Genomic DNA, 14,475 nt, shown 5'->3' with positions numbered 1-14,475 from the left:
AGGCTTCGGGCGCCAGGGCGGCGGGCGTCGATTCCGTGACGGACGCCGACTTCGACGACGAGGTGCTGAAGTCCGGCCTGCCGGTCCTGGTGGAGTTCACCGCCGACTGGTGCCCTCCGTGCCGGCAACTCGCGCCGGTCCTGAGCGCCGTGGCCGAGGAGGAGGCCGACCGTATCAAGGTCGTACAGCTCGATGTGGACACCGATCCGCGGACGGCCGCGCGGTACGGCGTGCTCGCCCTGCCGACACTCATGGTGTTCCGCGCGGGAGAGCCGGTGGCGTCGATGGTCGGCGCCCGTTCGAAGCGCAAGCTCTTGCAGGAACTGGCCGACGTGCTCTGACGTGCCCTGTCACAAAAATGCCCCGGTCCGAATTGACGGCCGGGGTATTCGTCTGCGTATATTGAGTGTTTCCGTGTCCTGATTTCGTTGAGGATACGGACTACTCACTGGAATGCAGCGTATCGGACAGGGGTCGAATTGTCAACCAGGGAATCCAGCGACGAATTGCGGAATGAGCAGCAATTCATCTCTGTCCTCTATGAGCGTCTCGACGCCCTCAGGGAGCAGGCCGAGACCGCCGTGGAGACGTCGATCGGCCAGGTCACCACCGTGCGGCAGGGCCGGGTGGAGCGGGACATCAGCGTCGCGGAACAGTCCCACCGGCTCTCCTCGCTGAATGCCGTCGAGACGGGGCTCTGTTTCGGGCGGATCGATCTCCGGGAAGACACCAACACCGACAACGGCACCAACACCGGCACCGGCACCGGCGCCACCCATCACATCGGGCGTATCGGAATGCGCGCCGACGACGAGGAGCACACCCCGCTGCTGATCGACTGGCGGGCTCCCGTGGCACGCCCCTTCTATCTCGCCACCGGCTATTCCCCCATGGGTCTGCGCCGGCGCCGGCACATCACCACCCAGGGGCGCCTGGTCACCGCGCTGCACGACGAGATCATGGATCTCAGCGACACCACCCGCACCGGATACGAGGACCCGGACGGCGACGCCGTACTGCTCTCCGCGCTCAACTCCGCGCGTACGGGCCGGATGAGCGACATCGTCCAGACCATCCAGGCCGAGCAGGACCGCATCATCCGCGCACCGCACCGCGGCGTACTGGTCGTCGAGGGCGGTCCGGGCACCGGCAAGACCGCGGTCGCGCTCCACCGGGCGGCGTATCTGCTCTACGCGCACCGGGAGCGGCTCGCCCGTCGCGCCGTGCTGATCGTCGGCCCCAACCCGGCCTTCCTGGGCTATATCGGCGAGGTGCTGCCCTCGCTCGGTGAGACCGGGGTGTTGCTGTCCACCATCGGCGAGCTGTTCCCCGGTGTACGGGCCACCGGCACGGACACCCCGGCGGCGGCCGAGATCAAGGGACGGGCGGCGCTGGCCGAGGCGCTGGCCGGTGTCGTACGCGACCGGCAGACCGTGCCCCACCGTGCCACCGAGATCGCCCACGAGGGGTACGGGACGCTCCTCCTCGACCGCGCGATGGCGGAGGACGCCCGCTGGCACGCCCGGGAGACCGGCCTTCCGCACAATCTGGCCCGTCCGCACTTCGCGTTCCATGTCATCGACGCCCTGACCGCCCAGCTCGCGGAGCGGATCGGCGCCGATCCCCTCGACGGCGGCAATCTCCTCGGCGCCGACGACATCGCCCAGCTCGGCAAGGAGATCGCCACCAGCCGTGAGGTGCACGCGGCGATCGAGGAACTCTGGCCGCTCCTCACCCCGCAGCGGCTGATCGCGGACTTCCTCGCCGCCCCCACCCGGCTGCCGGACGGCGACGCCGAGCTGATCCGCAGGCCCGGGGGCGGGATCGACGGCCCCTGGACCCCGGCCGATGTACCGCTGCTGGACGAGGCCGCCGAACTGCTCGGCGAGGACGACAGCGCCGCCCGCGCCGCCGCGGAGGCCGAGCGCCAGGACCGGATCGCGTACGCGCAGGGCGTCCTCGATCTCTCGGAGGGCTCGAAGACCTACGAGTTCGAGGACCAGGAGTCCGAGGTGCTCGCCGCGCACGACATCATCGACGCCGAACGGTTCGCGGACCGCCAGGAGGAGGCCGACTCCCGCAGCGCTGCGGAACGGGCCGCCGCCGACCGCACGTGGGCCTTCGGCCATATCGTCGTGGACGAGGCCCAGGAACTCTCCGCCATGGCCTGGCGGTTGCTGATGCGCCGCTGCCCGACCCGCTCCATGACCCTGGTCGGCGATCCCGCCCAGACCGGGGACGCGGCGGGCTGCGACTCCTGGCGGCAGATCCTCGCGCCGTATGTCGGCGACCGCTGGAGACTGGCCAGGCTCGGCGTCAACTACCGCACCCCCGTGGAGATCATGGAGGTCGCGGCGGAGGTACGGCGGACGGCGGACCCGCTCTTCGAGCCCCCGAAGTCGGTACGTTCGACCGGCCGCGCCCCGCTCGTACGTACCGTGGAACCGGCGGCCCTGGTCCGTACGGCCGCCGCGCTGACGGCCGCACCGGAGCTGGCGCACCCGGACGAGGGCCGTCTCGCGGTGCTCGCCCCCGCCACCCTGCTCCCCGCGCTGGCGGCCGAACTCCCGGGCGCCTCCTGGGGAACCGCGCCGGATCTCACCCGGCCGGTGGTCCTGCTCAGCGCCCGCCAGGCGAAGGGCCTCGAATTCGACACCGTGATCGTCGTCGACCCGGACGGCATCCTGAAGGCCTCACCGCGTGGCGCCAACGACCTGTACGTGGCACTGACCCGGGCGACCCAGCGGCTGGGGATCGTACGCACCTGACACGGGACCGTACGCCCCTGATCCACCGCCCCCTGATCCATCCGGTGCCGCCCCGCCCGGCGCCGCACTCGCCGGAACTGCCCGGTGTCGCCCCCGCCGGAACCGCTCCGGCGGGGGGCGGGGGGCACGCCACTGGCACGCCACCCGGGAGGCATGCCGCCGCGTCACCGTCACACGGGCCGCAGCCAGACCGTCGCCAGCGGAGGCAGGGTGAGCTGGATACTGGCCGGGCGCCCGTGCGCGGTCACCGACTCCGGCTTCAGCGGCTCCGGGTTGAGCACATCGCTGCCGCCGTAACGCGCCGCGTCGGTGTTGAGGACCTCGGTCCAGGCCGTGAACTCCTCGGGCACACCGAGCCGGTACTGATGGCGCACCACCGGCGAGAAGTGCGAGACCGCCAGCAGCGGCGAGCCGTCCGCGTCGAAGCGGAGGAAGGCGAAGACATTGTCGTCGGCCGCGCCCCCGTCCACCCACGAGAAGCCCTCGGGCACGGTGTCGCGCTGCCAGAGCGCGGGGGTCGCGCCGTACACCCTGTTGAGATCGCGCACCAGATCGCGCACGCCCCGGTGGTCGGCCTCCGCCTCGTACGACGGGTCGAGCAGCCACCAGTCCGGGCCATGGCTCTCCGACCACTCCGCGCCCTGGGCGAACTCCTGCCCCATGAAGAGCAGTTGCTTGCCGGGATGGGCCCACATGAAGCCCAGATAGGCGCGTTCGTCCGCGCGCTGGCGCCACCAGTCGCCGGGCATCTTGGAGACCAGTGAACGCTTGCCGTGCACGACCTCGTCGTGCGAGATCGGCAGGACGTAGTTCTCGCTGTACGCGTACACCATGGAGAAGGTCATCTCGCCGTGGTGGTACTTGCGGTGGACGGGCTCCTTGGACACATAGTCCAGCGAGTCGTGCATCCAGCCCATGTTCCACTTCAGCCCGAAGCCGAGACCGCCGAAGCCGTCGGGGCCCGTCTCGTGGGTGGCGCGGGTGACACCGTTCCAGGCGGTGGACTCCTCGGCGATGGTCACCACACCGGGGCAGCGGCGGTAGACGGTGGCGTTCATCTCCTGGAGGAAGGCCACGGCGTCCAGATTCTCCCGCCCGCCGCGCTCGTTCGGGGACCACTGGCCCTCCTCGCGCGAGTAGTCGAGGTAGAGCATCGAGGCCACCGCGTCGACGCGCAGTCCGTCGACATGGAACTCCTCGCACCAGTACACGGCGTTGGCGACCAGGAAGTTGCGGACCTCCGTACGGCCGTAGTCGAACTCCAGCGTTCCCCAGTCGGGGTGCTCGGCCCGGCGCGGGTCCGGGTGCTCGTACAGCGGCGGGCCGTCGAACCGGGCCAGCGCCCAGTCGTCCTTGGGGAAGTGGGCCGGCACCCAGTCGACGATCACCCCGATGCCCGCGCGGTGGAGGGCGTCGACGAGATACCGGAAGTCGTCCGGGGTGCCCATACGGGACGTCGGCGCGTAGAAGCCGGTGACCTGATACCCCCAGGAGCCGCCGAAGGGATGCTCGGCGACGGGCATCAGCTCGACATGGGTGAAGCCGAGGTCCTTGACATAGGCGGGGAGCTGCGCGGCGAGCTGACGATACGTCAGACCAGGCCGCCAGGACGCGAGATGGACCTCGTAGACGGAGAACGGCGCCTCGTGCACCGGACGGTCGGCGCGGTGCGCGAGCCACTCCTCGTCGCGCCACACATGGTGCGACTCGGTGACGACGGAGGCGGTCGCGGGCGGCACCTCCGTACGCCGTGCCATCGGGTCGGCGCGCACCGTGTGCGAACCGTCGGGACGCGTGATGTCGAACTTGTAGAGCGCGCCCTCGCCGATCCCCGGCACGAACAGCTCCCACACCCCGCTGGAGCCGAGCGAGCGCATCGGGAGAGCCGTCCCGTCCCAGTAGTTGAAGTCACCGGAGACCCGTACGCCCCGGGCATTGGGCGCCCAGAGGGTGAAGCGGGTGCCGGTCACGCCCTGGTGGACCATGGGCCGGGCGCCGAGCGCCCGCCACAGCTCCTCGTGCCTGCCCTCGCCGATCAGATGCAGATCGAGTTCGCCGAGCGCGGGCAGGAAGCGGTACGGGTCCCGCACCTCCAGTTCGTCGAGCCGCTCCGTTTCCTCGCTGTACCGGACGAGCAGGAGGTACTCCGGGACGGTCCGCAGGGGCAGGACCCCGGAGAAGAAGCCGTCCCCGTCGTCGTTCAGCCGGACCCGTACGGCCGGCTCCTCGGCGACGACGGTCACGGCACGGGCGTACGGCCGCAGCGTCCGGAAGAGCACACCGTCCTTCACGGGATGCGCGCCCAGCAGCGCGTGCGGATCGTGGTGCGCACCGCTGAGCAGCCGCTGCCGGTCGTCCTCGGCCAGGACCGGCGCGGCCCGCACCCCGCGCCCGCCCGCGTCCTCGCGCGGCGGGTGCTCGCGCGGCGCGTCCTCGCGCGGCCGGGGCGCGGACGCGGCGCCGGAGTCCTGCGGGCGGGCGGGCCGCGCGGACTTCTTCCCCGCGGACTGCTTCCCCTGCGCGGGCTTCTTCTCCTGCGCGGGCTCCGGCTTCTCCCGCGCGCGCTCCGGCTTCCCCGATGTGGGTTCCGGCTTCCCCGGCGCGGGCTTCTTCCCCGTCCCGGCCGGAGCGGGGACGGAGGTGGTGGGGAGCCTGGGCTCCGAAGGACGGTCGGACGGCGTGCGGGCGGTCACGGGGGCTGCCTCCTCGGCGGGACTGCGCTGTGCGGACGGTGAGTAGGGGACGGGTCGGGGGCGGGCGGGGGTCCGGTCCGTTGTGGCGTTACGTTCCTTCTCGGTCCTGTCCGGCCGGAACGGGACCTGGCCGCACCGGGCCGCCGGGTCAGGCGTCCTCCGCCAGCCGGCGGATCGCCGCCATGGGCACCGGGAGCCAGTCGGGACGGTGCCTGGCCTCGTACAGCACCTCGTAGACCGCCTTGTCCGTCTCGTACGCGCGCAGCAGCTCCGGCTCGGCGCGCGGATCGGTGCCCGCCGCCCGCGCGTATCCCTCGCAGTACGCCGCCCGGCAGCGCGCCGCCCAGTCCGGGCGCCACGGTTCGTGGGAGCGGGCCGCGTAGTCGAAGGAACGGAGCATGCCCGCGACATCGCGGACCGGCGGCTGCGGACGGCGGCGCTCGGCGAGCGGACGGGCCGGCTCGCCCTCGAAGTCGATGACCGACCACCGGCCGTCCGGTGTCCGCAGGGTCTGTCCGAGATGCAGATCGCCGTGGACGCGCTGCGCGGGTCTGCCACGCGCCGCCTCGTCCAGCCCGGCGAGCGCGTCGAACGCGGTGCGCAGCCCCGGTACGTACGGCATCAGCACCGGCACCGCCTGCGCCGCCGCCTCCAGGCGCTCGGCCATTCCCCCCGCGAGCTGCGCGGTCTGCCGGCGTCCCAGGGTGACCGTCGGCAGCGCGGCGGCCAGCGCGATGTGCACCTCGGCGGTGGCCTGCCCCAGCGCCCGCGCTTCCCCGGTGAAGTCACGGCCCCGGGCCAGCGCCGCGAGCGCGAGCTGCCAGCCGTCCTGGGAGCCGCGCAGATAGGGCTGGAGCACCCCGAGGGTGAGGGAGTCACCGCTGCCCGAGGGGTCGGCCGCCTCGAACCAGGCGACGGGCGCGGGCACCCGCTCGCACCCCTCGGCGGCCAGCGCGAGCGGCAGCTCCAGATCGGGATGGGGCCCGGGGAAGACCCGCCGCAGGATCTTGAGGATGTAGGCGTCCCCGTACACCAGGGACGAGTTCGACTGCTCGGCGTCGAGCAGCCGGCCGGTCAGCCCGGTGGGGACCGTGCCCGCGTGGTCGAACCGCAGCGGTCCCAGCGCGCCCGACGCGCGCAGCCGCTCCAGCAGCAGCTCGGCCAGGCGCGGATCGTGCAGTCCCTCGTAGACGGTACGGCCGGCCAGCGGACCCTGGGCGGCATGGCCGATCAGCGCGGATGCCAGGGCCGGCGGCAGCGCCTTCCGTACCCCGAGCAGCAGCTGGTAGCAGTCGCCGCCCGAGACGGTGGCGGAGGCGGCGGCCGAGGAGGCGACCCCGGAGGGGGTGGACGAGGGAATCGACGGCGACGGCCCCGAGGCGCTCCGCTGTTCGACCCGTACGAGCAGATGCAGCAGCCCCGGACCCCCCGCGTTCATCGGCAGCAGCTCGGTGGCCGCCACCGGCACGAAGCCGGTGACCGGCCGGCCCTTGCCCGCGAACCAGCGCTGGCGGGGCAGCCAGTCATGGAGCAACGGCGCGAGCGAGCCGACCAGCGCCCTCGCGTCGGCGGGCGACAGAGCGGACGACACGGCTGGTGAGGCGGCGGGCGAGGCGGTGACGAGACACGGGGTAGTCCGGGTGGATGCAGCCTTCGACATGGCATCGCGTCCTTTCCCCGGGCACACCACAGGATGCGCAGAGTGTCCCGGATTGCGGCAATGGCTGTCCGGCTGTGCGGGACGTGTCGGGTGAGGATGATCCGTACGGGCTCGGTTCTGTTCGCACGGGGTGCGCGCAAAGTCCGTACTGAGTCCGTAGAGGGTCGGTGCGGAGATCGTTTCCGTATGAACTCTGTACGGATTCGATCAAACGGAATGTGCTGGATGTGGTGGAGCGTGCCCCGTGCGGGGCGGCGGAAACCGCCTCGCACGGGACCGGGGCTGTCGCCGCGTTACGCGGGGACGCCGGGCACGCCGTCTTTCCTGAGCCGGAACCAGTAGAAACCGTGGCCCGCGAGCGTCAGCAGATAGGGCCACTCACCGATGGCGGGAAAGCGCACCCCGCCGATCAGCTCCACCGGATGACGCCCGCTGAACTGCCGCAGATCCAGCTCGGTGGGCTGTGCGAAACGTGAGAAGTTGTGCACGCAGAGCACCAGGTCGTCGCCGTTGCCCTGGGGGGAGGGCGCCTCGCGCAGAAAGGCCAGCACCGCGGGGTTGGAGGACGGCAGCTCGGTGTAGGAGCCGAGCCCGAAGGCCGGATTCTGCTTGCGGATCTCGATCATCCGCCGGGTCCAGTGCAGCAGCGAGGACGGCGAGGCCATCGCCGCCTCCACATTGGTCACCTGGTAGCCGTAGACCGGGTCCATGATCGTCGGCAGATAGAGCCGCCCGGGGTCGCTGGACGAGAAGCCCGCGTTCCGGTCGGGGGTCCACTGCATCGGGGTGCGCACGGCGTCCCGGTCGCCGAGCCAGATGTTGTCGCCCATCCCGATCTCGTCCCCGTAGTAGAGGATCGGGGAGCCCGGCAGCGACAGCAGCAGCGCGGTGAACAGCTCGATCTGGTTGCGGTCGTTGTCCAGCAGCGGGGCGAGCCGGCGGCGGATGCCGATGTTGGCCCGCATCCGCGGATCCTTGGCGTACTCCGCGTACATGTAGTCGCGCTCTTCGTCCGTGACCATTTCGAGGGTCAGCTCGTCATGGTTGCGCAGGAAGATGCCCCACTGGCAGTTGGTCGGGATGGCCGGGGTCTTCGCCAGGATCTCCGAGACCGGGTAGCGGGACTCGCGCCGTACGGCCATGAAGATCCGCGGCATCACGGGGAAGTGGAACGCCATATGGCATTCGTCGCCGCCCTTGGCGTAGTCGCCGAAGTAGTCGACGACATCCTCCGGCCACTGGTTGGCCTCGGCGAGGATCACCGTGTCCGGGTAGTTGGCGTCGATCTCCGCGCGGACCCGCCTGAGGAACTCATGGGTGGCCGGGAGGTTCTCGCAGTTGGTGTTCTCCTGCTGGTACAGATACGGCACGGCGTCCAGCCGGAAGCCGTCGATGCCCAGGTCCAGCCAGAAGCGCAGCGCGGAGATGATCTCCTCCTGCACCGCCGGGTTCTCGTAGTTGAGATCGGGCTGGTGGGAGAAGAAGCGGTGCCAGTAGTACTGCTTGCGCACCGGGTCGAAGGTCCAGTTCGACGTCTCCGTGTCGACGAAGATGACCCGGGCGTCCTGGAACTGCTTGTCGTCGTCGGCCCAGACGTAGTAGTCGCCGTACGGGCCTTCGGGGTCCTTGCGGGACTCCTGGAACCATTCGTGCTGATCGCTCGTGTGGTTCATGACGAAGTCGATGATCACGCGCATACCGCGCTGGTGCGCGGCGTCGACGAACTCCACGAAGTCGGCGAGATCGCCGAACTCGGGAAGCACCGCCGTGTAGTCGGACACGTCGTAGCCGCCGTCGCGCAGGGGCGACTTGAAGAACGGCGGCAGCCAGAGGCAGTCGACCCCGAGCCACTGGAGATAGTCCAGCTTGGCCGTGATGCCCTTGAGGTCTCCGATGCCGTCGCCGTTGCTGTCCTGGAACGAACGCACCAGGACCTCGTAGAAGACGGCACGCTTGAACCAGTCGGGATCGCGGTCCTTGGCCGGGGTGTCCTCGAACGTGTCGTGGACGGGCTCATTGACGATCATGATGTGGGTGACCCTCCGATCGGCGGGGACGGTCGCAGCACCACGATGTGCGCGGGCGTGACGCCCGGCTCCAGACGCACATAGTTGGAGCTGCCCCAGTGATAGGTCTCGCCGGTGAGCTCGTCGCGCACCGGAACGGTCTCGTGCGGTTCAAGGCCGAGCCGTTCCATGTCCAACGAGACCGTCGCCTCCTGGGTGTGGTGAGGGTCGAGGTTGACGACCACCAGAACGATGTCCGTGCCCGCCCGCTTGCTGTACGCGATGACCGCGTCGTTGTCGGCGTGGTGGAAATGGATGTCGCGCAGTTGCTGGAGCGCGGGATGCCGTCGTCTGATCCGGTTGAGCAGGGTGATCAGCGGGGCGATGGTGCGGCCCTCGCGCTCGGCCGCTTCCCAGTCCCGTGGTCTCAGCTCGTACTTCTCGGAGTCAAGGTACTCCTCGCTGCCCGGCTTCGCGGGGGTGTTCTCGCAGAGTTCGTACCCCGCGTAGACACCCCAGGAAGGCGCCATCGTCGCCGCGAGCACGGCCCGAACCTCGAAGGCGGGCCGGCCCCCCTGCTGAAGATAGGCGTGCAGGATGTCAGGCGTGTTGACGAAGAAATTCGGCCGCATGTACGCGGCGGTCGCGGTGGACAGCTCGACCAGGTAGTCGGTCAGCTCCCGCTTGCCGTTGCGCCAGGTGAAATACGTGTACGACTGCTGGAAGCCGACCGCGCCGAGCGTACGCATCATGGCGGGCCGGGTGAACGCCTCGGCCAGGAAGATCACATCGGGGTCGGTGCGGTTGATGTTGCCGATGACCTTCTCCCAGAAGACCACCGGCTTGGTGTGGGGATTGTCGACCCGGAAGATCCGGACCCCGTGGGCCATCCAGTAGCGCAGCACACGGGTGGTCTCCCGGACCAGTCCGCGCAGATCGGTGTCGAAGGCGATCGGATAGATGTCCTGGTACTTCTTCGGCGGGTTCTCGGCGTACGCGATCGAGCCGTCGGCGCGGTGGTGGAACCACTCGGGGTGCCTGGTGACCCAGGGATGGTCGGGGGAGCACTGGAGCGCGAAGTCGAGGGCGATCTCCATCCGCAGGGTGCGGGCCGTCTCCACGAAGTGGTCGAAGTCCTCGATCGTGCCCAGATCGGGGTGGATCGCGTCATGACCGCCGTCGGGCGAACCGATCGCCCAGGGCACACCGACATCGTCGGGGCCGGGCTCCAGGGAGTTGTTGCGGCCCTTGCGGTGGGTGGTGCCGATGGGGTGGACCGGTGGCAGATAGACGACGTCGAACCCCATGGCGGCGACCGCGGGCAGCCGCTCGGCGGCCGTTCTGAACGTACCGCTGACGGGCGGCTCGCCCTTCTTGACGACCGCGCCCTCGGAGCGCGGGAACAGCTCGTACCAGGAGCCGTACAGCGCCCGCCTGCGCTCGACCAGCAGGGGAGCGGGGCGCGAGGCGGTGACCAGATCGCGCAGCGGATGCCGGGCGAGCGCGGCGTCGGCCGCCGGGGAGAGCGCGGCGGCCAGCCGGTCCCCGGCGGACAGCGACTCGTCGCGCAGGGCGTCGACGGCGGCCAGCACGGCTTCCCGGCCGTCGCGCTTCGGCACACCGGCGGCGGCCCGTTCGTACAGCTCCGCGCCCTCGGCGAGGACCAGGGCGATGTCATGCTCGTCGGTGGCCGCGGGGATCTTGATCCCGGCGGCGTGGCGCCAGGTGGCGACGGGGTCGCTCCACGCCTCGACGGTGTAGGTCCAGCGGCCTTCCTCGGTGGGGGTGACCTCGGCGCCCCAGCGGTCGGTGCCGGGGGCGAGTTCACGCATCGGGGTCCAGGGGCCGGGGCGGCCACCGGGGTCCATGAGGACGACATTGGCCGCGACCGCGTCATGACCCTCGCGGAAGACGGTCGCGGTGACCTGGAAGGACTCACCGCTCACCGCCTTCGCGGGGCGTCTGCCGCAGTCGACGAGCGGTTGTACGTCCAGGACGGGAATGCGACCAATCAGCGGTTTCACTGGATCACCTGAGGGCTGTGCGGGCTTGACAGGCAGGGCGGGTGGGGCGGGTGGGGCGGGTCGGCCGGACGCGGTGGACGGAGCGGGCCCGGCCGTTCGACCGGATGGACCGGGCGCGTCGGGCTGAGCGGGCTGCGTACCTTTGCCGGTTCTTGATGTTTTGGATGCTCTTTGTAGCTGCTCGGTAGACGACTGGGAGGCTGCGGGCATGGCCGCTCCTGTCCGCGTTCACTCGAATAGCGCTGGAATCGTGTGGGAACGCGCTCGTTTGCCGTACGGACGCCGCGTATGAGCGGGGCGTATGGGCTGTGCGTACCGGGTGCGTACCGGATGAGCCTTCCCCCTCCCTTCGGGTGGGCAATCCGGCGATCTGTTAACTACTGGGGCGTAGAGAGCCCGGGGCGAATGCGCGAATGCGCCGTGGTTGCGGAGGGCGCCTGGGGACTACCGTCGGAGGGACGGCGGACCGCACACCCGTGGTGCGTCCGCTCCGGCTCGTATGTCCCTGCGAAGGTGGAACACGTGAAGGCAATCCGTCGGTTCACCGTCCGCCCCGTCCTGCCCGCACCACTCCGACCGCTCAGCGACCTCGCCCGCAATCTGCGCTGGTCCTGGCACACCGAGACCCGAGAGCTCTTCGAAGCCGTCGACCCCGCCGGCTGGCGGGCCGCCGACGGCGACCCCGTGGGGCTGCTCGGATCCGTCTCCGCCGCCCGTCTGGCCGAGCTGGCCGGGGACAGTTCCTTCCTGGACCGGCTGACCGCCGCCGCGGCCGATCTCGACACCTATCTGCGCGGCGACCGCTGGTACCAGCAGCGTGAGGCCGAGGGCGCCGAGCTGCCCGCCGCCGTCGGCTACTTCTCGCCCGAGTTCGGTGTCACCGCGGCCCTGCCCCAGTATTCGGGCGGTCTCGGCATCCTCGCCGGCGACCATCTCAAGGCCGCCAGCGATCTCGGCGTACCGCTCATCGGCGTCGGCCTGCTCTACCGGCACGGCTACTTCCGCCAGTCGCTCTCCCGGGACGGCTGGCAGCAGGAGCAGTATCCGGTCCTCGACCCCGACGAACTCCCGCTCACCCCGCTGCGCGAGGAGGACGGCACCCCCGCCCAGGTCGCCCTCTCGCTGCCGGGCAGGCGCACGCTGCGCGCCGGTGTCTGGCTGGCGCGGGTCGGGCGGGTCCCGCTGCTGATGCTCGACTCGGACGTCGAGGAGAACGGTCCGGGCGAGCGCGATGTCACCGACCGGCTCTACGGCGGCGGCAGCGAGCACCGGCTGCTCCAGGAGATGCTGCTGGGCATCGGCGGAGTGCGCGCGGTCCGGGCGTACTGCCGGCTCACCGGCCACCCCGCGCCCGAGGTGTTCCACACCAACGAGGGCCATGCCGGATTCCTCGGCCTGGAGCGCATCCGTGAACTCGTCGACACCGGGCTCGGCTTCGAGGCCGCGCTGGAGACCGTCCGCGCCGGCACGGTCTTCACCACCCACACCCCCGTGCCGGCCGGGATCGACCGCTTCGACCGCGAGCTGGTCGCCCGCCATTTCGGGGAGGACGGGGAGCTGCCCGGGGTGGCCGCCGAGCGGGTCCTCGGCCTCGGGCTGGAGAGCTATCCGGGCGGTGAGCCGAATCTCTTCAACATGGCCGTGATGGGGCTGCGGCTCGCCCAGCGGGCCAACGGCGTCTCCACCTTGCACGGCGCCGTCAGCCGGGAGATGTTCGCGGGACTCTGGCCGGGCTTCGACCCGGAGGAGGTGCCCATCACCTCCGTGACCAACGGCGTGCACGCGCCGACCTGGGTCGCGCCCGAGATCGCCCGGCTGGGCGAGGGGCCCCCGGACGCCACCCTGTCGCCCGCGGTCCCCGACGCCGATCTCTGGGACGTACGCCGTCTGCTGCGCGAACAGCTCGTCGTGGAGGTACGGAAGCGGCTGCGCGCGTCCTGGCTCCAGCGCGGTGCCCAGGCCGCCGAGCTGGGCTGGATCGACGGTGTGCTCGACCCGGACGTCCTCACCATCGGCTTCGCCCGCCGGGTCCCCTCGTACAAGCGTCTGACACTGATGCTGCGCGACCGCGACCGGCTGACGGATCTGCTGCTCGACCCGGAGCGCCCGGTCCAGATCGTCGTCGCGGGCAAGGCGCATCCCGCGGACGACGGCGGCAAGCGGCTGGTGCGGGAGCTGGTGCGGTTCGCCGACGATCCGCGGGTGCGCCACCGCATTGTTTTCCTGCCCGACTACGGCATGGGCATGGCGCGCAAGCTCTACCCGGGCTGTGACGTCTGGCTGAACAATCCGCTGCGTCCGCTGGAGGCGTGCGGCACCAGCGGGATGAAGGCCGCGCTCAACGGCTGTCTCAATCTGTCGGTGCTGGACGGCTGGTGGGACGAGTGGTTCGAACCGGACTTCGGCTGGGCCATCCCCACCGCGGACGGCGCGACCACCGATGAGAACCGCCGGGACGAGCTGGAGGCCAACGCCCTCTACGCGCTGATCGAGGACCGGGTGGCGCCCCGCTTCTACGACCGGGGTCCGGACGGTCTGCCCGAGCGCTGGATCGAGATGGTCCGCGGCACCCTGGTCACGCTGGGGCCGAAGGTGCTCGCGGGACGGATGGTGCGCGAGTATGTGGAGCGGCTCTACGAGCCCGCCGCCCACGCCCACCGCGCTCTGGACGCCGCGACCGCGACGGAGCTGGCGTCCTGGAAGTACCGCACACGCACACTCTGGCCCCATGTGTCGGTCGATCATGTGGAGGCGGTCTCGGCCACCGGCGCCGGTGGCACGGCGGAGCTGGGCTCCACACTCTCGCTGCGGGTCCAGGCCGGCCTCGGCGAACTGCGCCCGGACGATGTGGAGGTACAGGCCGTCGCGGGCCGGGTCGGCTCGGACGACACACTCGTGGACGCGCGCACGTTCCCGCTCAAGCCGTCCGACGGGCCGGATCCGGAGGGCCGTTGGGTGTACGAAGGGCCGCTCGCGCTGGACCGTACGGGCCCCTACGGCTATACGGTCCGGGTGCTGCCCGCCCATCCGCTGCTCGCCACGAGCGCGGATCTGGGGCTGGTCGCGCTGCCCACGGAGGCGACGGGGGAGGGCGCGGGCGTACTGCTGCGCTGACCCGGGGGACGGCGGCGGGCCGGGGCCGCGGGTCGGGGCCGGGCTCGGGGGCGGGCGCGGGGCCGGGTGCGGGTGCCCGGCCCTCGGGTCATTGGTCCAGACCTTGACGTGTTCATGGGATGGTTCTACCTTCCTGGTTCATAACAGGTTCACGACTCCACCCAAGGTTCATATGGGTGAATCGGGTCGAGGATCGTCCACTGACCGGAA

At 70.8% G+C, this 14,475-nt stretch carries 7 protein-coding genes; 3 read left to right on the top strand and 4 right to left on the bottom strand.

Annotated features, from left to right (window positions below):
* Window positions 1-35 precede the first annotated feature (35 nt).
* Together trxA and ACWGDX_RS12045 are read left to right on the top strand one after the other, a co-directional pair.
* The gene (gene trxA, locus ACWGDX_RS12050; protein ID WP_453624798.1) at window positions 36-341 is read left to right on the top strand and encodes a thioredoxin; all 306 of its coding nucleotides are present in this window, start codon (window positions 36-38) and stop codon (window positions 339-341) included.
* 165 nt (window positions 342-506) lie between these two features.
* Window positions 507-2,768 carry a HelD family protein gene (locus ACWGDX_RS12045; protein ID WP_453624796.1) on the top strand — a complete coding sequence of 754 codons (2,262 nt, stop codon included), beginning with the start codon at window positions 507-509 and terminating at the stop codon, window positions 2,766-2,768.
* 170 nt (window positions 2,769-2,938) lie between these two features.
* On the opposite strand, the gene glgB is transcribed toward ACWGDX_RS12045, so the two are convergent.
* The 4 genes from glgB to ACWGDX_RS12025 all read right to left on the bottom strand — a co-directional run bounded on the left by glgB (window position 2,939) and on the right by ACWGDX_RS12025 (window position 11,142).
* Window positions 2,939-5,461, bottom strand: a complete 2,523-nt coding sequence (gene glgB / locus ACWGDX_RS12040; RefSeq protein ID WP_453624682.1) for a 1,4-alpha-glucan branching enzyme — start codon at window positions 5,459-5,461, stop codon at window positions 2,939-2,941.
* A 148-nt stretch (window positions 5,462-5,609) separates the two neighbouring features.
* A complete protein-coding gene (locus tag ACWGDX_RS12035; RefSeq protein ID WP_453624680.1) occupies window positions 5,610-7,121 on the bottom strand; it encodes a maltokinase N-terminal cap-like domain-containing protein in 1,512 nt (503 codons plus the stop codon).
* 293 nt (window positions 7,122-7,414) lie between these two features.
* Entirely contained in the window at window positions 7,415-9,148 is a 1,734-nt protein-coding gene (treS, locus tag ACWGDX_RS12030; RefSeq protein ID WP_453624678.1) for a maltose alpha-D-glucosyltransferase, read from the bottom strand.
* The gene (locus ACWGDX_RS12025) at window positions 9,145-11,142 is read right to left on the bottom strand and encodes an alpha-1,4-glucan--maltose-1-phosphate maltosyltransferase (RefSeq protein WP_453624794.1); all 1,998 of its coding nucleotides are present in this window, start codon (window positions 11,140-11,142) and stop codon (window positions 9,145-9,147) included. Before ACWGDX_RS12025 ends, treS begins: the two co-directional genes overlap by 4 nt.
* Window positions 11,143-11,673: 531 nt before the next feature.
* Between ACWGDX_RS12025 and glgP the strand changes: the two genes are divergently transcribed.
* On the top strand, window positions 11,674-14,265 hold the full coding sequence (gene glgP, locus ACWGDX_RS12020; RefSeq protein ID WP_453624676.1) for an alpha-glucan family phosphorylase: 2,592 nt from the start codon (window positions 11,674-11,676) through the stop codon (window positions 14,263-14,265).
* Window positions 14,266-14,475 lie beyond the last annotated feature (210 nt).

The sequence above is a fragment of the Streptomyces sp. NPDC055025 genome (assembly GCF_053608565.1).
The sequence above is the reverse complement of the archived record's forward strand: the minus strand, read 5'-3'. Positions and strand labels throughout refer to the sequence as shown.